A 20,584-nucleotide genomic window follows, 5' to 3' on the forward strand; every position below is an offset into this window, starting at 1 on the left:
ACCCCGCCGGGCCCGGGGAACCGGGCCCGGCGGTCCCGTGGTCAGCGGACGCTGAGCGTCAGCTGCTGGGACCCGGCGTGGACGTCGTCGGCGAGGTCGACGCGGTACAGACCCGACGCCGGCAGCGTCACCGTCACATCACGCTGGTTGCGGCTGTGCGTGGTGTGCAGCGGGGTGCCGTCGGGGGCGATCAGCGTGAACGTCCCGGTGCCCGAACCGTCCAGCTGGATCCGGGCGCGCTGCCCGGCCTTCGCGGCGAACGTGTACGCGGCGCGGTCGCGCGGGCCGACCTTCGCGGTGACCGTCGCGCTGGTGCGCCCGGGGGCGAAGTCGATCTTCGTGGCCTCGGCCACCACCGGCTTGTCCGGCTGAGCCGCGGGCTTGCCGGTGGTGGGCTTGGTGGTGGGGATGGACAGGTCCAGCCGGTAGCTGGAGGGGCGGGTGGAGACGATGTCGACGTAGTACCGCCCGCTCTCGGGCAGCCGGTAGGTGAAGTCGGACTGGCGCGGGCTGTGCGCGTCGTGCACCGCCGGACCCGAGGGACCGACCAGCGTCCAGGTCTGGGCGCTGGTGGAACGGGCCAGGTGGATGTGGGCGGTCTGCCCGGCCTTGGCGTCGAAGACGTACCGGTCGTCCTCCTCGGGGCCGACCTTCCCGCTGACCGAGGCGGAGGTGGCGCCGTGGGCGAAGTGGATGACGGTCTGCGCCGGGACGCCGTGGGCGCCCGAGCCGGTGCCGGTCCCGGTGACCGGGCCGGCCGCGGCGGCGACCCCGGCCCCGCCGAGCAGGGCGGCGGCGGTCAGGACACCGGCGGTGAGGACCTTGGAGTGCTGGGAGTTCATGGTGCTCGTGCCTCTCGGACCAGGACGGTGGTTCGGGCCCGCTGACTGCGGTCCCGGCTCCGTCGGTGAGAGGACGCGACAGCTCCTGCACCTGTTACACCGTTCGACGGGGCAACTTCACGGTGGTGGACAGGACGGAACCGGGGTGAGCGCGGCGAGGGTGCACGTCGACCCGCGGTGCGAGGCGGAGCGCCCGGGTGCGGTCCGCACGACGGACGCACCCGCGCGCCGTCGGCTCCCCGCTACGACCGGCTGAGGGGCGGCGCCGCGCCCGGGGGTGCGGGGGGCAGCACTCGCGGACCGGCCTCGCGGGGACGGGGACCCTCCTCGGGGTGGGCCCGCAGGACCAGCAGCGCGACGTCGTCCTCGGGCGAGCCGTCGAGACGGCCCAGCAGCGCGTCGCACAACTCCTCCACGGGCAGGTGGTGCAGCTGCTCCAGGGTGGCGCGCAGCCACTCCATGCCCTGCTGCAGCGGCGCGTCCCGGCGTTCGACCAGGCCGTCGCTGTACAGGACGAGGGTGGCCCCGGGGTCCAGGGTCACCGTGTGGTCGTGGCGGTCGGTGCCGGGCACCAGGCCCAGCAGGGTGTCCGGGGCGGTCTGCAGGAGGCGCGCGGCGCCGTCGGGGGCGATGAGGACCGGCGGGGGGTGCCCGGCGTTGGACCACCGCAGGGTGCGCAGGCCGGCGGCCCGCTGCTCGTCGGTCTGCTCCACCTGCGCCAGGACGGCCGTGGCGATCACCCCCACGCCGAGGTGGTGCATGGCGGTGTCCAGACCGCTCAGGACGGCGGCGGGCGCGGCGCCGAGGGTGATGGAGACGCCGCGCAGCAGGTTGCGGACCTGCGCCATGGCGGCGGCCGCGTCGCGGTCGTGCCCGGCGACGTCACCGACGACCAGGGTGGTGGTGCCGGTCGGGCCCAGGAAGCAGTCGTACCAGTCGCCGCCGACCTGGGCGTCGGACGCGGCGGGCAGGTAGCGCACCGCGATCTGCAGGTGGTCCGGCTCGAACGGCGCGGTGAGCAGGCTGCGCTGCAGCGTCTCGGACATGCGCCGCTGCTCCCCCGCCACGCGGCGCTCCTGCTCCTGCACCTGCAGCGCGGCGAGGTTCTGGGCGCACTGGGCGGCGAACGCCTCCATGAGCTCGACGTCGCGGTCGGTGAAGTCCTGCGGGTCGCGCCAGCCGATCGTCAGCCCGCCCAGCGAACGGCCCCGGGCCTGCAGCGGCAGGGACACCCACGTGCCCAGGCCGGTGCTGGTGACGGCCTCCTCCATCAACGGGGTGGACCGCACGGCCGCCTCGCGGTCCGCCAGCACCACCACCCGCCCCGTCGCCGCGGCGACGGCCACCGGCAGCGGGCTGTCCACGGGGATGCGCGCGAAGGTGCGGCGGGCCTGGTCCCCCAGGGAGTCGGTCAGGGTCAGCTCCAGCACCTCGGTGCCGCCCGTGCCCGTCCGCACGGCCACGGCGCCGCCGCCCGCACCGAGCATCCCCAGGCCCCGGCCGACGATGATGTCGGTCAGCTGCGCGACGGTCTCCGCCCCGCTCAGCTCCCGCGCCACCTGCACCATGCCGGCCAGGCGCCGCGCCCCCGCGGTCTCGGTGGTCAGGGCCTCACGCAGCTCCTGCCCGCGCACGTACAGGTCCGCCTCGGCCGGGGACTGGTCCTCCAGGGCCGCGTAGAGGCCGACGCCGGAACCGGAGCGCTGCCGCAACTTCTCGGTGGCGTAGTCGCTGACGTCCTCCGTCCGGTGCAGCACCAGCACCACCTGCCCGGCGTCGTCGATCACCGGGGCGTTCACCGCGCTCCACCAGCGGGGTCGGAAGAGCCCGTCGGCGTCGGCGATGTCGTACTTCTGCAGCGGCATGGTGTCCTGGCGCCCGGTCCGCAGCACCCGGCGCAGCGAGGCCTCGAGGTTCGCGCTCGCCCGCGCCCCCGGGTCGTCGGGGTTGTCGGGGAAGACGTCGAACACCGACCGGCCGATCAGCTCGGGCCGGGTGCGGCCGGACGACTCCAGGAAGGCCCGGTTGACGGTCACGAACCGCAGGTCGGTGTCGAACACCGCGAACGCGGTGGGGACCGCGTTGAAGACCGCAGCCAGGTCCAGGTGCGAGGCATCCGTCACGTGCTGCATCCCGTCGTCCGAGAGATCCGCCGCCCCCGACACGTCGTGAGGTCAGCTCCGTGCTCCTGTCCCAGCTGGAGGACAGTCACGCAGTCAGTCGCCCACCATGCCAGAGGCCCGGCCCCGCTCTCGCGGTTCCGGGCCTCTGGCCTGCGGTCTTGATGGTCGGGGTGACAGGATTTGAACCTGCGGCCTCTTCGTCCCGAACGAAGCGCGCTACCAAGCTGCGCCACACCCCGATGCTGCTGAGCCGCGTGAACGGCCTCGCCAAGAGTAGCCCATCGGCGCGGGTGCTCCGAACCAACCCTCCCCCGCTCAGCGGACGGGCACGAGCTCCAGGAGCGTCGCCTCGGGGCGGCACGCGAAGCGCACGGGTGCGTACGGGGAGGTCCCCAGCCCGGCGGAGACGTGCAGCCAGGCGTCGTGGCCGGCGGCGTGCCACCGGGACAGGCCCGACGCCTGGGCGCGGGGCAGGTCGCAGTTGGTGACGAGAGCGCCGACGCCGGGCACGCACAGCTGCCCGCCGTGGGTGTGGCCGGCGATGAGCATCCCGGCACCGTCGGCGGTCATGGCGTCCAGGGTGCGGCGGTAGGGGGCGTGCGTGACGCCGATGGTGAGGTCGGCGTCGGCGGCGGCGGGCCCGGCGACGTCGGGGTAGCGGTCGTAGCGCAGGTGCGGGTCGTCGACGCCCACGAGCTCCAGGTCCAGGCCCGCGACCGTGAGGCGGGTGCGGACGTTGTCGAGGTCGACCCAGCCGGCGTCGATGAAGCCGCGGACCAGCTCCCCGGTGGGCAGCCGCGGGACCTCCGGCTCGGGGACCCGGGACGGGCCCTTGAGGTAGCGCGCCCAGTTCCGCGGCTGCGGCGCCCAGTAGTCGTTGGAGCCGAGCACGAAGACGCCGGGGCGCTCCAGCAGCCCCGCGTACGTCTCCAGGACGGCGGGGACGGCGTCCTGGGCGGCGAGGTTGTCGCCGGTGCTGACGACGAGGTCCGGTTCGAGGTCGGCCAGGGCCGCGACCCACTCCCGCTTGCGGCGCTGCGAGGGCACCAGGTGCAGGTCGGACAGGTGCAGGACCCGCAGCGGCCGGGCCCCCACGGGCAGCACCGGCACGAGCGCGTGCCGCAGCGTGAACGCGCGCACCTCGTACCCGGCGGCGTAGCCGAGCGCCCCCGCGCCGGCCAGGGCGGTGAGGGCGGCGGTCGCGGCGGTGGCCTTCAGGACGCGGGCCGTCGATTCGCTGGGCATCGGCCCATCCTCGCGCGCGGCCGGGAAACGGCTCGACGGGGGTGGGAGGATCACCGCATGAGCGACACCCTCAAGGACTCCCTGCAGGCCGACCTGACGACCGCGATGAAGGCCCGCGACGAGCTGCGGTCGGCGACGCTGCGGATGGTCCTGACGGCGGTCCGCGGCGAGGAGGTCGCCGGGAAGGCGGCCCGCGTGCTGAGCGACGAGGAGGTCGTCACCGTCCTGCAGCGCGAGGCGAAGAAGCGCCGGGAGGCCGCCGAGGCGTACGACGGCGCGGGCCGCACCGAGCAGGCCGCCCGCGAGCGCGCCGAGCTGGGCGTGGTGGAGACGTACCTGCCGACGCCGCTGTCCGACGAGGAGCTGGCTGAGCTGGTCGACGAGGCCGTGCTCATCGCCACCTCCGAGGGGCTGACGGGCATGGGCGCGATGGGTGCGGTGATGTCGCAGCTGAAGGGCAAGGTCGCGGGCCGCGCCGACGGCAAGCGGCTCTCGGGCGCCGTGCGGGCCCGCCTGCAGGCCTGAGACGCGAAGAGGCCCGCCGGGGGGGTGCTCCCCCGGCGGGCCTCCGCGCGTCCGGCCTCAGGGCGCCGGCTGCTGCTCCGGCTGCTGCTCCGACTGCGGCTGGGGCTGCTGCGCCGGCGTCTCCGCCGGGGCCTGCGCCGGGGGCGCCTCGCTGGTCTGCGTCGGCGCCGGGGCCTGCTGCGTGGGCTTCGGCGCGGGGCCGGAGCTGCGGGTCAGGGTGATGGTCGCGCCGGCGGCGGCGGACCGGGCGCTCTGCGCGGCCACCAGGCCCGCGGCCACGGACTCGGAGGCGACGCGCTTGCTGGAGACGCTGACGCTGAACCCGGCGGCCTCCAGCGCGGAGGTCGCGGACGACACGCTGCGCCCCACGACGTTGGGGACCCGGACGCGGCCGTCGACGGTCGTCGTCTTCAGGCCCTGGCTGGTGCCGTCGGTGAAGGTGAGCTTCGGCGCGTTCAGCTGCGTGAGGCTGCGGCCGACGGCGTTCGTCCAGATCGGCCCGGCGATCGTGGCGCCGAACACGCGACCGGTGCGGCGGCCGTTGATGCGCTCGCCGTTCAGGCTCTTCACCGTCCCGTGGTGGCCGACCCACACGGCCCCGGCCATCTGCGGGGTGTAGGCGGCGAACCAGGTGTCGCGGCTCTGGTTCGTGGTCCCCGTCTTGGAGGCGACCTGACGGCCGGCCAGGAGGGACTTGCCGGAGACGTTCCGGGCCGTCCCGCTGGTCCAGCCGCCCCGCAGCGCCTCGGTGACGTTGCGGGCCACGTTGACGTCGAGGACCTGCTTGCAGTCCGCGGACGGGATCTGCAGCGGCTGGTCGTTCGCGTCGAGGACCTCGAGGATCGCGGTCGGCTTGCAGAAGTTCCCCTCGGCCGCGAACGCGGCGTACGCCCCGGCGACCGACAGCGGCGTCACGAGGTTCGTGCCCAGGGTCATCGACGGCAGCCGGTCGAGGTCGAGGGTCTTGGGGTTGGAGGCGATGGTGTCCAGCGGCGTGGGCGCGGCCTTGTAGACGCCCAGCGACTGCGCGGTCGCCGCGAGGTCGCACAGGTCGAGCTGCTTCTCCATGGCGACGTAGGCGGTGTTGACGGAGTTCGCCGTCGCCGCGCGCACCGTCATGGTGCCGCCGCCGCCGCCCTCGGAGTTGCTGTACGGGTACCGGCCGCCGCGCAGCTTCTGCCCGCACGCGGTGAACGCGCTGAACGGGTCGTTGCCCGACGACGGCGCCGCGACGGTCGAGTCGATCGACTTGCCGGCCTTCAGCCACGCCGCGAGCGTGAACGCCTTGAACGTCGACCCCTGCTGGAACCCGGACCCGCCGCCCATGGCCTGGCTGACGTTGTAGTTCAGCGTCGTGACGCCGATCTGGTCCTCGTCGGGCGAGTACGTGGTGTTCTGCGCCATCGCCAGGATGTGGCCGGTGCCGGGCTCGACGATCGAGGCCGCCGACCGGGCCTCCTGGCCGGGGTTCACGCCGTCGTTGACGGCCTGCTGGGTGTTGCCCTGGACGACCGGGCTGAGGGTGGTCTTGATGGTCAGGCCGCCGCGGCGCAGCAGGTTGCGGCGGTCCTCGGTGGTCGCCCCGAACGCGGGGTCGGACTCCACGACGTGCACGACGTAGTCGCAGAAGTACGCCGCCGTCCCGGCCGACAGGCAGCCCTGGCGGCTGGGGTTCGGGCGGATCTCCAGCGGCGTCGCGACGGCCTGGTCGTGGGTGGCCTGGTCGATCTTGCCGAGTTCGAGCATGCGGCCCAGGACGACGTTGCGCCGCTTCGTGGACGCCTCGAGGTACTTCACCGGGTTGTACGCGGCGGGGTTCTGCACCATCCCGGCCAGCACGGCCGCCTCGGGCAGCGTCAGCTGGGAGGCGGGCTTGGAGAAGTAGTACTGCGCGGCGGCCTCGACGCCGTACACGTTGTTCTGGAAGTAGGCGACGTTCAGGTAGCCGGCGAGGATGTCGTCCTTCGACATCTCCTTCTCGACCCCGATCGCAAGCTTCATCTCCCGCAGCTTGCGCGCGTACCCGTCGACCCCGTCGGCCTCGACGGCGGCCGCGGCGGCGGCGGAGTCACCCTCCTCCACGGCCTGCTGGACCAGGACGTTCTTCACGAACTGCTGGGTGATCGTCGAGGCGCCCTGGGTGCCGCCGCCCCCGGCGTTGGAGACCAGCGCCCGGACGATGCCCTTCATGTCCACGGCGCCGTGGGAGTAGTACCGGTCGTCCTCGATGGCGATGATCGCCTCCCGCATCACGGGCGCGATCTGGTCGAACGCCACCACCGAGCGGTTCTGGTCGTACACCTTCGCCATGACCGTGCCGTCCGACCACAGGATCGTCGAGGCCTCGGACAGCGACTTGTCGCCCAGGTCCCCGGGCAGCTCGTTGAAGATGTCGACGCCCTCGCTGGTCAGGCTGCCCGTCGCGGCCACGGCCGGGACGACGAGACCGGCGCCGAGCACACCACCGGCGGCGCTGACCGCGGCGAACGCGGCGAGCAGGCGGAAGACCGGGCGCCGGGCGTGCTGCGTGGAGCGAGGGGCCATGCGGTCAGCGTAAGCGGACGGTGCCGGGGGCCGAAGCCCTGCACACGTCCTCCGCGGTCCGCGCGCAGGATCGTGACCGGCCCGATACCCCGTGCACCCGCCGATCTCCACGAACGGGTGAGTGGCGCTAGCCCGAAGTGACTACCCAGGTTCGTCACAAGGTGCTCTGGGGCCGGCCGCGACCCGACCATACGCTGCCGGTGTGCCCGCAGGTGGGCACTCAGGAAGATTCACAGGGATCGTCCCGCACCCCGGGGGGAACCGGAGCCGCCAGGCTCCCGGCCGGGAGGGACGCTGACGGGAGGGGCCGTCGATGACGTGGACGTTGGAATGGGCCAGTCGTGGAGCCTGCAAGGCCAGCACGGCGGACGACCTGTTCGTGCAGGGTTCGGCGCAGAACCGCGCCAAGCAGATCTGCGGCGGGTGCCCCGTGCGCACCGAGTGCCTGGCCGACGCGCTGGACAGCCGGATCGAGTTCGGCGTCTGGGGCGGCATGACCGAGCGTGAGCGCCGCGCGCTGCTCAAGCGCCGCCCGAACGTGCAGTCCTGGCGCCGTCTGCTGGAGACCGCCCGCGACGCGGCCCTGGGCGCGGCCGCCGGCCAGGTCACCGGGTCCGGCACCACCGTGCCCGCGGCGCTGGACACCGAGGTCCACGCCGTCTGACCCGAGGTGGTGGCGGCCACTACGGTGGCCGCCATGACCACCTGGGAGTACGCCACCGTCCCCCTGATCGTCCACGCGACGAAGCAGATCCTGGACCAGTGGGGCAGCGACGGCTGGGAGCTCGTGCAAGTCGTCACGGGCCCCGACGGCAACGGCCTCGTCGCCTACCTGAAGCGGCCCAAGCCGTGAGCGCCTCCGCGCGCCTGGCCGAGCTGGGCCTGACGCTGCCGGCCGTCGTGCCGCCCGTCGCCAGCTACGTGCCCGCCACCCGCGACGGGGACCTCGTCCTCACCTCGGGGCAGCTGCCGTTCGTCGACGGGCAGCTGGCCGTGACCGGCAAGGTCGGGGCCGGGGTCGACGCCGGGACGGCCCAGCAGCTCGCCGCGACGTGCGCGCTGAACGCCGTCGCCGCCGCAGCGTCCGTGGCCGGCGGGGTCGACAACATCGAGCGGGTCGTGAAGGTCGTCGGCTTCGTCGCCAGCGACCCCTCGTTCACGGGGCAGCCCGGCGTGGTCAACGGGGCCTCGGACCTGCTCCAGGAGATCTTCGGCGACGCCGGCGTGCACGCCCGCAGCGCCGTCGGGGTGGCCGTCCTGCCGCTGGACTCCCCCGTCGAGGTCGAGATCACGGTGCGTGTCCGCAGCTGAGGCGTGGACGGGTGGCCCGGTCACGGACCGGGCCACCTGCGTCCTGGCCGGCAACCCCGGCCCCCTGACGCTCGACGGGACGAACACGTGGCTGCTGGCCGCGCCCGGCTCCCCCGACGCGGTCGTCGTCGACCCCGGCGAGGACGACGCCGCGCACCGGGCCGCGATCACGGCGGCGCTCGCGGGCCGGCGGGTCGCCCTGGTGGTCGGCACCCACCACCACCCCGACCACGTCGGGGGGCTGCCCGCGTTCCTGGCCGAGCACCCCGCCCCCGTCGTCACCGCGGCCGGGCACGTGGAGGCCGCGGGCCTGAGCCTGGAGGTCCTGGCGACGCCGGGGCACACGGCCGACTCGGTGTCGGTGCTGCTGGCGACCGGGGAGCTGCTGACCGGCGACACCCTGCTCGGGCGCGGCAGCACCGTCCTGGCCGCCGACGGCGACCTGGGCGAGCACCTGCGCTCCCTGGAGCTGCTGCTCTCGCTGGACGCGGCGGTCGTCCTGCCCGGCCACGGGCCCGCCCGGCACGACGCCCGGGCCGCGCTGCGGACCCAGCTGGACCACCGGCTGGAACGGCTGGAGCAGGTGCGCGCGGCGTGGGCCGCGGGGCACCGCGACCTCGGCGCGCTCGTCACCGCCGTCCACGGGGACCTGCCCGCGGGCCTGCGGGACGCGGCGGCGCAGTCGGTCCGCGCGCAGCTGAGGTACCTGGACCCCGGCGCGCCGCGCTGAGCGGCCCGCCCCGGGCGGTCAGCGGGCGCGCTTGGCCAGGCGCTCGACGTCGTGCAGCACCACGGCCCGCGCCTCCAGGCGCAGCCACCCGCGGGACGCGAAGTCCGCGAGCGCCTTGTTCACCGTCTCCCGGGAGGCGCCGACGAGCTGCGCCAGCTCCTCCTGGGTCAGGTCGTGGGCCACGAGCAGGCCGTCGGCGATGGGGCGCCCGAAGCGGCGGGACAGGTCCAGCAGGGCCTTGGCGACGCGGCCGGGGACGTCGGTGAAGACGAGGTCGGCGAGGGCGACGTTGGTGCGGCGCAGGCGCTGGGCCAGGGCCCGCAGCAGGTGCTTGGCGACCTCGGGGCGGCGGGCGAGCCAGCGCATCATGTCGTCGTGGTTGAGGGCGATGAGCTCGGCCTCGGACACGGCGCGCGCCGAGCTGGTCCGCGGGCCCGGGTCGAACAGGGACAGCTCCCCGAACATCTCCCCCGGCCCCAGGACGGCGAGGAGGTTCTCGCGGCCGTCGGGCCAGCTGCGGACCAGCTTGATCTTGCCGGTGCGCACCACGAAGACCCGGTCGCCGGGCTCGCCCTCGCCGAACAGCTGCTGCCCGCGGTCGAGGTGGACCGGCTCCATCGACTCCAGCAGCTCGCCGGCCGACTCGTCGTCCAGGGCCGCGAACAGCGGCGCCCGGCGCACGACGTCACCGAGCCGGTCCCCGCCCGGGCGCTCGGCGACGCGCTCGAAGGGACGTTCGGCGTCCGTCCCGCGCTCGACCCCGTGCTCCACCGACGACCTCCCGTGACCCGCGTGCGCTGACCGTGACACGCATCACCTCGGCGCGCCTGTGGACAGTCTGCCGCACGAACGGCCCGCAGCGGCGGGGAGCCCGGCCCGGGCGGCCCGGGGCCGGGCCCGGGGTCAGGGGACGACGGGCCGGAACAGCGCGCGGCAGCGCTCGGCGAGGACGTCGGTGGCGACCGCCAGCTCCGCCAGCAGCGCCCTCTCGTACTCGGACAGCCGCTGCTGGGCCCCGGACAGCTCGTGCAGCTGGTCGGGCAGCCCGCCGCCGCGGATGGGCCGGTCCAGCAGCAGCAGCCCGCGCAGCCCCTCGGCGGGGTCGGCGCCGGGCTCGGCGGGCTCCAGGTGGTGCTCCAGCGGGCCGCCGTGGGTGGCGGCCTCCACGGGCACGTGCAGCGCCTCGGGGCCGCAGGCGGTGGCCACCAGCAGGTCGCGGCGGGCCCGCACGAGCCGGTGCCAGTGCTGGACGCGGCGGACCTCCTCGTGCAGCAGGCCGCGGCGGCGGCGCAGGGCCGGCAGCGGCAGCTCGGCCAGCTCGACGCGGACGGCCTGGCGGCACGTCAGGTCGTCGGCGGCGGCCAGCACGCCGGACAGCACGGGTTCCAGGGCCGACTCCAGGAGGGACGCGGGGGCGTCGCTCGGCAGGTCGGCCGGTTCGAGGTCGCGCGGGGGCATGGTGTCCGTGTCGTCCGCCGCCCCGGGCGCCTTGACGGGGTGTCACCCTCACGGTGGTGCCCGCTCACCCGTCGGGAGTCGTCCCCGGTGCCGCGGCGCGGGCGGCACGTAGGCTCGCCCGGGTGGAGACGCAGCTGGCCCGCACGCGCCGAGCCCGGCGGGTGCACCGCCTCCTCGCGCAGCGGTACCCCGACGCGCACTGCGAGCTGGACTTCACCGACGCCTTCGAGCTGCTGGTCGCGACGATCCTGTCGGCGCAGTGCACCGACGCCCGGGTCAACCAGGTCACCCCCGCGCTGTTCGCCGCGTACCCGGACGCGCACGCGCTGGCCGCGGCCGACCGCGACCGGCTGGAGGCGCTGGTGCAGCCCACCGGGTTCTTCCGGGCCAAGGCCGACAACCTGCTGCGGACGGCGGCCCAGCTCGTCGCCGAGCACGGCGGGCAGGTGCCGGCCCGGCAGGCGGACCTGGTGCGGCTGCCGGGGGTGGGGCGCAAGACGGCGAACGTCGTCCTCGGGGACGCGTTCGGGGTGCCCGGGCTCACCGTGGACACCCACGTGGGGCGGCTGTCGCGACGGCTGGGCTTCACCACCCACGAGGACCCGGTGAAGGTCGAGGCGGACCTGGCCGGGCTCATCCAGCGCAAGGACTGGACGATGTTCAACCACCGGGTGATCTTCCACGGCCGGCGCACCTGCCACAGCCGCCGCCCGGCGTGCGGGGCGTGCCCGGTCCGGCGGCTGTGCCCCTCGGACGGGATCGGGGAGACCGACCCGGTGCGGGCGGCGGCGCTGGTCAAGGGCCCGGTCCCGGCGTGAGCGTCCCGCAGTGGCTGCGGCCGCTGGCCTCCCGGTTGCCGCACGTCACGGCCGCCGACCTGCGCTGGGCCGGCGGGCACGGGCCGGGGGGCCGCCCCGCGGCCGTCCTCGTGCTGTTCGCCGACGGGCCCGGCGGCCCGGAGGTGCTGCTGACCGAGCGGGCCGGGACGCTGCGCCAGCACTCCGGGCAGGTCGCCTTCCCCGGGGGCCGGCGCGACGACGCCGACGCCGACGCGGCCGCGACGGCGCTGCGGGAGGCCGCCGAGGAGACCGGGCTGGTCGCCGCGGGCGTCGACGTCCTCGGGGAGCTGCCGACGCTGGCGCTGGCCCACTCCGAGCACGTGGTCACGCCCGTCGTCGCGTTCTGGCGCGAGCCGTGCCCGGTGGGGGTCGTGGACCCCTCGGAGGTGGCGCGCGTGGAGCGGGTGCCGCTGGCCGAGCTGCTGGCCCCCGGGTCGGTGCGGCGGCTCCGCGGACCCGGCGGGTACAGCGGCCCGGCCTTCGCGGTGCGGGGGCTGCTGGTGTGGGGGTTCACGGCGGAGGTGCTCGTCCGGGTCCTCGACCTCGGGGGGCTGCTGACGCGGCCGCCGGGGCCGGTGGGGACCGTCTCGCTGGAGGAGGCGCTGGCCTGGGCGGGGGGCGGGGCGTGAGCGCGTCGGGCGTCCTGGACGTCGTCCTGCTGGTGCTGCTGCTCGCCCAGGTCGTCGCGGGGTACCGCGAGGGGTTCCTCGTGGGCGTCGGGAGCCTGCTGGGCCTGGTGGGCGGGGCGGCGGTGGGGGTCGTCGCGCTGCCGCGGGTCGTCGCGGGCTGGGACCCGGGGGTGCAGCGGACGCTGGTCGTGGTGCTGGGCACCGTCGCCCTCGCGGTGGTGGGGCGGGTGCTGCTGGGGTTCGTCGCGGCCCGGGTGCGGGCGCACGTGCGCTGGGCACCGGCGCGGCTGGTCGACGCCGTGCTGGGGGCCGTCGCCGGCGGGGTCGCGACGCTGCTGGTGCTGTGGGTCGTCGCCGGCGCGGCGCGGCAGGCGCCGCTGCCGACGGTCGTGCAGGCCGTGACGGGCTCGCGGGTCGTCGCGGCGGTCGACCGGGTCGTCCCGCCCGCCACCGGCGACGTCCTGGCGCGGTTCTGGTCCGCGGCCCAGGCCGGCGGGTTCCCGCGGGTCTTCACCGGCCTGGACCCCGAGCCGATCGCGCCCGTGGAGGCGCCCGCCGCGCAGGCCCCCGAGGCCCTGCGGCAGGCCCCGGCGGCGGTCGTGAAGGTCACCGGGGTGGCGGACAGCTGCCGCCGCGGGCTGGAGGGGTCGGGGTTCGTCGTGGACCGGGCCGGGGGCGTGGCGCGCGTGGTGACGAACGCGCACGTCGTGGCGGGGGTCACCGACCCCCTCGTCCAGCCCGGCGGGCAGGGGCCGCGGTACCCGGCGACCGTCGTCGCCTTCGACGCCGGCCGCGACCTGGCCGTGCTGGCGGTGCCCGACCTGGACGTGGCGCCGCTGGCCCGCGCGGGCGAGCTGGCCGCCGGGGACGCGGCCGTCGTGGCCGGCTACCCCCTCGACGGGCCGTACCGGGCCGAACCGGCCCGGGTCCGGCAGGTGCTGCAGGCGCAGGGCCGCGACATCCGCGACACCGCGGACGTCGTCCGCGAGGTCTACTCGGTGTACGCGCAGGTGCAGCCGGGCAACTCCGGCGGGCCGCTGCTCACCGAGGACGGCCGGGTCGCGGGCGTCGTGTTCGCCAAGTCCCTCGACGACGAGCGGACCGGCTACGCGCTGACCCCCGACGAGCTCGACGCGGTGCTGGCCGCGGCGGGGACCACCGAGGTCCCCACGGGCGCCTGCACCCGCGAGTAGGTCACCAGCGGGCCAGCCACCCGGCCAGCAGCAGGGCCAGCCGGTCGGGGGCCTCCTCGGGCACGTAGTGCCCGGCGCCGGGGACCTCCTCGAGGCGGTGCGGGCCGTGGGCGAACCGGGCCGCGGCCTCCAGCGTGGCCGCCGAGACCGTCGGGTCGAGCTCCCCGCGGACCTGCAGGACGGGCACGTGCACGCCGTCGCGCAGCGCGGCGGCGAAGCGGCGCCCGTCGGCCCGCACGGCGGACCGGGCGATCCAGCGGTGGTACTCCAGCGCCGAGTGCGCCACGAACGGCACCCGGATCGCCTCGGCGTAGCGGGCGACGTCCTCGGCGGCGGGCCAGCCGGGGCCGGAGCGTTCCCGCAGGACCCGCTCGACGCCGTCGCCGCGCAGGAAGGACCGCTCGGGCAGGGCGGGCAGCTGCCGCCAGAACGCGGTGCGGGTGGTGTCGAACCCGGCGGGGCGCCCCAGCCGGTCGCGCAGGACGTGCCCGCTCAGCAGCGGGTGGGCCGCCCCGACCACGACGACGCCGCGGACCTGCTCGGGGTGCAGCGACGGCAGCGCCCACGCGGTCCGGCCCCCGATGCCCAGGCCCACGACCACGGCGTCGCGCTCCCCCAGGGCCCGGACGACGGCGGCGACGTCGGCCGCCGAGGTCGGGGTGTCGTACCCGCGCGGGGGTTTGTCCGAGGCGCCGTACCCGCGCAGGTCCATCGCCACGGCCCGGTACCCCGCCGCGGCGAGCGCGACGAGCTGGGCCCGCCACGCCCACCAGAACTGCGGGAAGTCGTGCAGCAGCAGGACGAGCGGGCCCTCACCGAGCTCGGCGACGTGGAACCGCGCCCCGTGCGCGGCGACGAGCCGGTGCCGCCACGGGCCCTCGACGAGGACGGCGGAGACGTCGGTGGCGTCGCTGGCGGGGTGCGGGGTCAGTGCTCGAGGCGGCGCGCGCCGGTGGGGGCCGCGATGGTCTTCGCGACGGGCTTGCCGGTGGCGGCGGCCTTGATCGCGGCGACGCTGTCCTTGGAGGTGCGGATGGTGCGCTCGGGCGGGCGGACCTGCTTGACGCGGCCGAAGCCGATCGCGGCGGCGATCCCGGCGACGACGAGCATCGCGACGGCGACGACCAGGAAGCTCAGCCACACGGGCCAGCCGGCGCCCTCGTGCAGCGCGTAGGCGACGGTCACCCCGAGGAAGACGAACGCGACGAAGCCGAAGACGCCGGCGACGGCGAACAGGGCGCCACCGATGGCGCCGTTCTTCACGTCGGCGGTGATCTCCGCCTTGGCCAGGGCGATCTCATACCGGACGAGCTCGGTGACGTCCTTCGTCGCGTCGGCCACGAGCTGACCGATCGTGCGTTCGGGGGCCCCGACGGGACGGTCGTTCAGGGTGGTCATCCAGATCCTCCTAGGACGGTCGCGCTGCCCGCACGGGAGTCGGGGCGCCGGGCCAGAGCCTAGGAGCTGCGTCGGGCGGGTGCACCGGCAGGGGGACGCGTCGCCGCCGGCGGGGGGACCGACGGCGACGCAGGGGTCGCTCTCGCACAGGGGGACGAGCGACGACCAGGACGACAGTACGGCTCCGCGGCGGGCGCGGTGGGCGTTCGGCCGAAGCCGCCGCCGGTGGCGCGGCGCTTCCCCCCGGTCGGAGCAGCGCGGCGGCGCTCAGTCGACCGGTCGCCACCGGGCGAGGACCGCGCGGTGGTCGCTGCCGGTGAGGTCGGCGACCCGGGAACCGACGGCGCGCCAACGGTTCCCGTCGGCCAGGGCGTGGTCGATGGTGGCGCCGGCGACCGCGGGGACCTTCGCCGGCCAGGTGCCGCGGGCGCCGGTGCCGGTCTGCTCGCCGGCGTCGACGCAGGACCCGCGCAGGTGCAGCCCGGGGTGGTCCAGGGTGGCGTTGAGGTCACCGGCCAGGAGGGCGCCGGGGGTGCGGGCGCACCAGTCGGCGACGGCGCGGACCTCGACGGCCCACGCGTCCAGGAGGCCGGGGACGGGGGCCGCGGTGTGCGCGGCGGCCAGCACGGGCCCGTCGCCGGAGACGGGGGCGGCGGTGACGACGGCCTTCAGCCCGTCGGCGAGCTCCCCGGTGGGGCGGTACTCCCCCATCCGGTCGGCGACGAGCAGCGCGGTGCCGTGCCGGCCGTCGCGGTCGGCGCGGTGCAGGACCTGGTACCGGGTGCCGGTGCGGGCCCGGACGCGGTCGGCGACGTCGGTGGCGTACGCCCGCGTGGACTCCGGCAGCGAGACGGCGTCGGCGTCCGCGGCGGCGGCCAGCCCGGCCACCGCGTCGGGGTCGGCGCGGTCGTGCAGGACGTTGGCGGCCAGGAACGTCACGTCGCCGGGGCGGGCGGTGGGCAGGTCCCCGGCCGAGGCGCCGCGCGCGGCGGTCGTGGCCAGCGACCCGGCCGCGGCCAGCGCCAGCGCCGTCGCCGCGGGCAGCGCCCGGCGCCACCGCAGGCCCGCGAGCCCGGTGACGACGGCCAGCCCGGCCAGCCCGAGACCGACGGGCCCCCGGAACGGGACGGTCCACAGGAACGGCCGCGACCCGGCGAGCCCGAACCAGTCGGGGGCAGCGGCGACGGCCGCGCCCGCGGCGACGACCCCGGTGGCGAGACCGGTGACGACCCCCGTGGTGAGGGCGGTCCGGGTGGTCCGGCGGCGGGGGCGGTTCGGCACCCCTCCACGGTGACGCACCCCCGGGCCCGGGTGGTGCTGCGGGCGCGGGGGTGCGGTGGAGGTCGGGCGCCGGTCCTGCGTCAGTCCTGGGGAGCTGTGCCCAGGCCCGCGGTGATGGCGTCCATGACCGAGGAGTCGGTCAGGGTGGTGACGTCGCCGGGGGCGCGGTGCTCGGCGACGTCCCGCAGCAGCCGGCGCATGATCTTGCCCGAGCGGGTCTTGGGCAGCTCGGCCACCACCATGATCGACTTCGGCTTGGCGATGGGCCCGATCTCCCGGGCCACGTGGTCGCGCAGGTCGGCCACGGTGTCCGGGCCCTGCTCGTGCCCGCCGCGCAGGATGACGAACGCCACCACGGCCTGCCCGGTCGTCTCGTCGGTGGCCCCCACGACGGCGGCCTCGGCCACGTCGGGGTGCGACACCAGCGCGGACTCGATCTCGGCGGTGGACAGCCGGTGCCCGGAGACGTTCATGACGTCGTCGACGCGGCCCAGCAGCCAGATGTCGCCGTCGGCGTCGCGCTTGGCGCCGTCCCCGGCGAAGTAGCGGCCCGGGAAGCGCGACCAGTACGTGTCCTTGAACCGCTGCTCGTCGCCCCAGATGCCGCGCAGCATCGCCGGCCACGGCTCGGTGAGCACCAGGTAGCCGGGCTGCCCGTGCGGCACGGGCTCGCCCGCGTCGTCGACGACCTCGGCCACGATCCCCGGCAGCGGCACCTGCGCCGAGCCCGCCTTCAGCGCGGTCACGCCCGGCAGCGGGGCGATCATCTGGGCGCCGGTCTCGGTCTGCCACCAGGTGTCGGCGATGGGGGTGCGGTCGGCGCCGATGACGCGGCGGTACCAGTTCCACGCCTCGGGGTTGATGTTCTCCCCGACGCTGCCCAGGACCCGCAGGGACGACAGGTCGTGCCGGGCGGGGAACTCCTCGCCCCACTTCATGCAGGTGCGGATCGCGGTGGGGGCGGTGTAGAGGACGGTGACGCGGTACTTCTCCACGATGGACCACCAGCGGTCCTTGTCGGGGGTGTCGGGGGTGCCCTCGTAGATGACCTGGGTGAGGCCGTTGGCCAGCGGCCCGTACACGACGTAGGAGTGCCCGGTGACCCAGCCGACGTCGGCGGTGCACCAGTACACGTCCCGCTCGGGCCGCACGTCGAAGACGTTCTTCGTCGTGTAGGCGGTCTGGACGAGGTACCCGCCGGAGGTGTGCAGGATGCCCTTCGGCTTGCCCGTGGTGCCGGAGGTGTACAGCACGAACAGCGGGTTCTCCGCGTCGAAGGCCTCCGCCTCGTGCTGCGGCGCAGCGGCTTCGAGCGCCTCGTGCCACCACACGTCGCGGCCCTCGACCCAGTCCACCGGCTCGCCGTTGCGCTTGACCACGAGCACGTTCGTGACCGACGGGGCGCCCTTGGCCAGCGCCGCGTCGACGGCGGGCTTGAGCGTGGTGGGCTTGCCGCGGCGGTAGGAGCCGTCGCAGGTGATGACGAGCTTGGCCTGCGCGTCGTTGACGCGGGAGTTCAGCGCGTCGGCGGAGAAACCGCCGAACACCACCGAGTGGGCCGCCCCGAGCCGGGCGCAGGCCAGCATCGCGACGACCGACTCCACCAGCATCGGCAGGTAGATGGCGACGCGGTCCCCGGCCCGCACGCCCAGCCCGGCCAGGGCGTTCGCGGCGCGCTGCACCTGCTCGTGCAGCTCGGCGTACGTGACGGCGCGCGCGTCGCCGGGCTCGCCCTCGAAGTGCAGGGCCACGCGGTCGCCGTGCCCGGCGGCGACGTGCCGGTCCACGCAGTTGACGGCGACGTTCAGCTTCCCGCCGACGAACCACTTCGCGAACGGGGGGTTCGACCAGTCCAGGACGTCGGTGAAGTCGGTGTCCCAGGTGACGTTCTCGCGGGCCTGCTCGGCCCAGAACCCGAGCCGGTCGGCGGCGGCGCGCTCGTACAGGTCGGGCTGGGCCACGGCCTGCTGCGCGAACCCGGGGTCGGGCGCCACCGTCGGCACCGCCTCGCTCTGCCCGACGTTCTGCATGGTCACGGTCGTCCTCCTCGACAGACTGGCCTCGCGGATCTGCCGACGAGGCTAGCCGCCCGGGGTCGCGGGCACACCGCCAGGTCCGGCGAGTCCGGCGGGTCCGGCGGGTCCGGCGAGGAACTTCCGGCCGCCGGTGAACACCGCGGCGACGGCGCGCGTAAGCACCCCCGACCGGCACCGGCCGTTCAGCCCCACCGTCGAGCAGGAGGAAACACCGTGCGACCCCGTACCGCGTTCGCCGCCGCCGCCACCGCGGCCGCCGTCCTCGCCCCCGCCACCGCCGCGACCGCGACCCCCGGGGGCCACGAGGCCCGCGGGCACCTGCGCGCCGTCGGGCTCGTCGACGGCACGCAGCTCGTCACGTTCTCCGTCACCCACCCCGGGAAGGTGAAGCCCACCGGCACCGTCCGGGGCCTGCAGGGCGACACCCGGCTCGTGGGCATCGACGCCCGGGTGCAGGACGGCCAGGTGTACGGCGTCGGCGACCGGGGCGGGGTGTACGTCCTGGACGTGCACCGCGCCGCCGCGACCCGCGTCCTGCAGCTGAGCGTGCCGCTGGAGGGCACCGCCTTCGGCGTCGACTTCAACCCCGTCGCCAACGCGCTGCGCGTCGTCAGCGACACCGGGCAGAACCTGCGCCAGTCCTTCGCCCGCACCGACGCCGGGTACCCGGCGACCGCCGTGGACACCGCCCTCACCACCCCGCCCGCGGCCGGGACCACGACCGGCGTGACGGCCGCGGCCTACACGAACAACGACACCGACCCGGCCACCGCGACGACCCTGTTCGTCGTGGACGTGAACGCCGACGTCGTCGCGGTGCAGTCCCCGGCGAACTCGGGCACCCTCGCCCCCACGGGGAAGCTGGGCGCGGACCTGACCGGCGACGTCGGCTTCGACGTCACCGGGACCACCGGGTACCTCGTCGTCCCGGGCACCGGCGAGCGGGCCGGGCGCTCGACGGTGCACGAGGTGTCGCTGCTCACCGGGAAGGCCACGCTCGTCGGCACCCTCGACGCCGCGGTCGGCGACCTGGCGCTGCGCCTGCCCTGACGGGACGGCGGACCGGCGGCCTGAGGGGGGCTGCCGGTCCGGTCGGGCCCGCCGGGCAGCCGCAGGACGGACGGAGGAGCATGGGACGGCGCCACGGACGGCGCGCGGGGACCGCGGACGAGCCCGCGGACGGCCTGCACGGGGAGGCGGACGTCGCGCGCGCGTACGCCGCGCACGGCGCCGAGCTGCACCGGTTCGTCCTGCGCGGGCTGGGTGACCCGGTCGCGGCGCAGGACGTCGTGCAGGAGACGTTCCTGCGGGCCTGGCGCGCGGCCGACCGGTACGACCCGGGGCTGGCGAGCCTGCGGGTGTGGCTGTTCGCCATCGCCCGCAACACGCTGCTCGACCACGTGCGGGCCGCCGGGGCCCGCCCCTGGCAGGGTGCCCTCGTGGCGGAGGTGACCGACGACGCGGCGGGCGCGGCGGAGGACCCCGGCGAGCGGCTGCTGCGGGGCTGGGTGGTCGAGGAGGCGCTGCGCCGGCTCACGCCGGAGCACCGCACCGCGATCGTGGAGACGTACCTGCGCGACCGCCCCCCGGCCGAGGTCGCCGCCGAGCTGGGGGTGCCCGTGGGGACCGTCCGCAGCCGGGTGTTCTACGGGCTGAAGGCGTTGCGGGTGGCGATGGACGAGATGGGGGTGGAGCCGTGAGCGGGCCGCAGGACCACCGCGAGCTGCGCGAGGCGCTGGGGCTGCACGCCCTGGGGCTGCTCCCCGCGGCCGAGGAGGTCCGGCTCCGGGCGCACCTGGACGGCTGCGCGGCGTGCCGCGCCGAGCTGGCCGACCTCGCGCCCCTGGCCGCGGACCTGCGCCTGGTCGACCCGGGCCGGCTGCCCGGGCCGGCGGCCCCGCCCCGGGAGCTGGGCGACCGCGTGCTGGCGGCCGTGCGCGAGGAGTCCGTCCTGCGCGACCGGCGGCGGCGGCGGGAGACCCGCGTCCGCCGGCTGCGGGCCGTGCTCGTCCCGGTCGCGGCCTGCCTCGTCACCGCGGCCGTCGCCGTGGGCGTCACCGAGCGCGTGGTGACCCGGCCGCAGGACCCGCCGCCGGCCGTGGCCGTCGAGAACCTGCCCCTGCAGGTCACCGGGGCCGGCCGCGCCGGGGGCCTGAGCGTGGGCGCGCCCGCGGTCGTCGTCCCGCACACCTGGGGCGTGGAGGTGTCGTTCGAGGCCGCCGGGTTCGCCGCCGGCCGCACCTACCGCGCGGTGGTGCGCACCGCCGACGGCGCCGCGCGCCCGGCCGGGGAGTTCCTCGGCGTCGGGGCCGGTGAGCTGGTCTGCGACATGCAGGCCGCGGTGCTGCGCGGCGACGCGACGGCCTTCGAGGTGCTCGACGAGACCGGCGCGACCGTGCTCGCGCTGCCGTTCCCGCGGGCCTGAGGGGG

21 protein-coding genes and 1 tRNA gene are annotated in these 20,584 nt (G+C 76.0%); 11 read left to right on the forward strand and 11 right to left on the reverse strand.

The annotated features are described in order from the left end of the window. Positions 1-41 precede the first annotated feature (41 nt). From ACRYM6_RS06235 to ACRYM6_RS06250, 4 genes are all read right to left on the reverse strand, one after another. Positions 42-842, reverse strand: a complete 801-nt coding sequence (locus tag ACRYM6_RS06235) for a peptidase (RefSeq protein ID WP_432541891.1) — start codon at positions 840-842, stop codon at positions 42-44. 242 nt (positions 843-1,084) lie between these two features. Then, the gene (locus ACRYM6_RS06240) at positions 1,085-2,965 is read right to left on the reverse strand and encodes a SpoIIE family protein phosphatase (RefSeq protein WP_432541893.1); all 1,881 of its coding nucleotides are present in this window, start codon (positions 2,963-2,965) and stop codon (positions 1,085-1,087) included. A 162-nt stretch (positions 2,966-3,127) separates the two neighbouring features. After that, positions 3,128-3,204, reverse strand: a tRNA-Pro gene (locus tag ACRYM6_RS06245). 76 nt (positions 3,205-3,280) lie between these two features. Then, positions 3,281-4,210, reverse strand: a complete 930-nt coding sequence (locus ACRYM6_RS06250; protein ID WP_432541894.1) for a metallophosphoesterase — start codon at positions 4,208-4,210, stop codon at positions 3,281-3,283. 57 nt (positions 4,211-4,267) lie between these two features. Between ACRYM6_RS06250 and ACRYM6_RS06255 the strand changes: the two genes are divergently transcribed. Next, a complete protein-coding gene (locus ACRYM6_RS06255; RefSeq protein WP_432541895.1) occupies positions 4,268-4,735 on the forward strand; it encodes a GatB/YqeY domain-containing protein in 468 nt (155 codons plus the stop codon). A gap of 57 nt (positions 4,736-4,792) precedes the next feature. Here ACRYM6_RS06255 and ACRYM6_RS06260 read toward each other — a convergent pair whose 3' ends face one another. Beyond that, on the reverse strand, positions 4,793-7,279 hold the full coding sequence (locus ACRYM6_RS06260; RefSeq protein ID WP_432541897.1) for a penicillin-binding protein: 2,487 nt from the start codon (positions 7,277-7,279) through the stop codon (positions 4,793-4,795). Positions 7,280-7,592: 313 nt separating this feature from the next. Here ACRYM6_RS06260 and ACRYM6_RS06265 point away from each other — a divergent pair, with 313 nt between their 5' ends. The 4 genes from ACRYM6_RS06265 to ACRYM6_RS06280 are packed head-to-tail and all read left to right on the forward strand — an operon-like array spanning position 7,593 to position 9,320. Beyond that, entirely contained in the window at positions 7,593-7,943 is a 351-nt protein-coding gene (locus tag ACRYM6_RS06265) for a WhiB family transcriptional regulator (protein WP_432541898.1), read from the forward strand. 33 nt (positions 7,944-7,976) lie between these two features. Next, a complete protein-coding gene (locus ACRYM6_RS06270; RefSeq protein ID WP_366169643.1) occupies positions 7,977-8,132 on the forward strand; it encodes a DUF4177 domain-containing protein in 156 nt (51 codons plus the stop codon). Then, on the forward strand, positions 8,129-8,590 hold the full coding sequence (locus ACRYM6_RS06275; RefSeq protein WP_432541899.1) for a RidA family protein: 462 nt from the start codon (positions 8,129-8,131) through the stop codon (positions 8,588-8,590). Before ACRYM6_RS06270 ends, ACRYM6_RS06275 begins: the two co-directional genes overlap by 4 nt. Further along, positions 8,577-9,320: an MBL fold metallo-hydrolase gene (locus ACRYM6_RS06280; protein WP_432541900.1), complete on the forward strand. Its 744-nt coding sequence runs from the start codon at positions 8,577-8,579 to the stop codon at positions 9,318-9,320. Before ACRYM6_RS06275 ends, ACRYM6_RS06280 begins: the two co-directional genes overlap by 14 nt. Before the next feature lie 18 nt (positions 9,321-9,338). Here the strand turns inward: ACRYM6_RS06280 and ACRYM6_RS06285 are convergent, their stop codons facing one another. Both ACRYM6_RS06285 and ACRYM6_RS06290 read right to left on the reverse strand, forming a co-directional pair. Then, a complete protein-coding gene (locus ACRYM6_RS06285) occupies positions 9,339-10,001 on the reverse strand; it encodes a Crp/Fnr family transcriptional regulator (protein ID WP_432541963.1) in 663 nt (220 codons plus the stop codon). Between the two features lie 222 nt (positions 10,002-10,223). Continuing rightward, positions 10,224-10,778, reverse strand: coding sequence for a hypothetical protein (locus ACRYM6_RS06290; protein WP_432541902.1), 555 nt, complete (start codon positions 10,776-10,778; stop codon positions 10,224-10,226). A gap of 122 nt (positions 10,779-10,900) precedes the next feature. Here ACRYM6_RS06290 and nth point away from each other — a divergent pair, with 122 nt between their 5' ends. Genes nth through ACRYM6_RS06305 form a run of 3 tightly spaced genes read left to right on the forward strand, consistent with a single transcriptional unit; the run spans position 10,901 to position 13,439 of the window. Next, positions 10,901-11,596 (forward strand): endonuclease III, encoded by a 696-nt coding sequence (nth, locus tag ACRYM6_RS06295; protein WP_432541903.1) that lies wholly within the window; start codon positions 10,901-10,903, stop codon positions 11,594-11,596. After that, positions 11,593-12,246, forward strand: coding sequence for an NUDIX hydrolase (locus ACRYM6_RS06300; protein WP_432541904.1), 654 nt, complete (start codon positions 11,593-11,595; stop codon positions 12,244-12,246). Before nth ends, ACRYM6_RS06300 begins: the two co-directional genes overlap by 4 nt. Further along, complete coding sequence (locus ACRYM6_RS06305; protein ID WP_432541905.1) at positions 12,243-13,439, forward strand: MarP family serine protease; 1,197 nt, start codon at positions 12,243-12,245, stop codon at positions 13,437-13,439. The genes ACRYM6_RS06300 and ACRYM6_RS06305 overlap by 4 nt, the downstream gene beginning before the upstream one ends. A gap of 1 nt (position 13,440) precedes the next feature. Here ACRYM6_RS06305 and ACRYM6_RS06310 read toward each other — a convergent pair whose 3' ends face one another. The 4 genes from ACRYM6_RS06310 to acs form a co-directional block, all read right to left on the reverse strand. Next, positions 13,441-14,370 (reverse strand): alpha/beta fold hydrolase, encoded by a 930-nt coding sequence (locus ACRYM6_RS06310; protein WP_432541964.1) that lies wholly within the window; start codon positions 14,368-14,370, stop codon positions 13,441-13,443. Further along, positions 14,367-14,837 (reverse strand): phage holin family protein, encoded by a 471-nt coding sequence (locus tag ACRYM6_RS06315; RefSeq protein WP_432541906.1) that lies wholly within the window; start codon positions 14,835-14,837, stop codon positions 14,367-14,369. The genes ACRYM6_RS06310 and ACRYM6_RS06315 overlap by 4 nt, the downstream gene beginning before the upstream one ends. 267 nt (positions 14,838-15,104) lie before the next feature. Beyond that, the gene (locus ACRYM6_RS06320) at positions 15,105-16,118 is read right to left on the reverse strand and encodes an endonuclease/exonuclease/phosphatase family protein (protein WP_432541907.1); all 1,014 of its coding nucleotides are present in this window, start codon (positions 16,116-16,118) and stop codon (positions 15,105-15,107) included. Between the two features lie 80 nt (positions 16,119-16,198). Continuing rightward, positions 16,199-18,148 carry an acetate--CoA ligase gene (gene acs, locus ACRYM6_RS06325; RefSeq protein WP_432541966.1) on the reverse strand — a complete coding sequence of 650 codons (1,950 nt, stop codon included), beginning with the start codon at positions 18,146-18,148 and terminating at the stop codon, positions 16,199-16,201. A gap of 219 nt (positions 18,149-18,367) precedes the next feature. On the opposite strand from acs, the gene ACRYM6_RS06330 reads away from it, so the two are divergent. From ACRYM6_RS06330 to ACRYM6_RS06340, 3 genes are all read left to right on the forward strand, one after another. Beyond that, entirely contained in the window at positions 18,368-19,204 is an 837-nt protein-coding gene (locus tag ACRYM6_RS06330) for a DUF4394 domain-containing protein (RefSeq protein ID WP_432541908.1), read from the forward strand. Between the two features lie 80 nt (positions 19,205-19,284). After that, positions 19,285-19,854, forward strand: a complete 570-nt coding sequence (locus ACRYM6_RS06335; RefSeq protein WP_432541909.1) for a sigma-70 family RNA polymerase sigma factor — start codon at positions 19,285-19,287, stop codon at positions 19,852-19,854. Beyond that, positions 19,851-20,579: a zf-HC2 domain-containing protein gene (locus ACRYM6_RS06340; RefSeq protein ID WP_432541910.1), complete on the forward strand. Its 729-nt coding sequence runs from the start codon at positions 19,851-19,853 to the stop codon at positions 20,577-20,579. Before ACRYM6_RS06335 ends, ACRYM6_RS06340 begins: the two co-directional genes overlap by 4 nt. Positions 20,580-20,584 lie beyond the last annotated feature (5 nt).

The organism is Kineococcus rugosus, from assembly GCF_050871975.1.
GTDB lineage: Bacteria > Actinomycetota > Actinomycetes > Actinomycetales > Kineococcaceae > Kineococcus.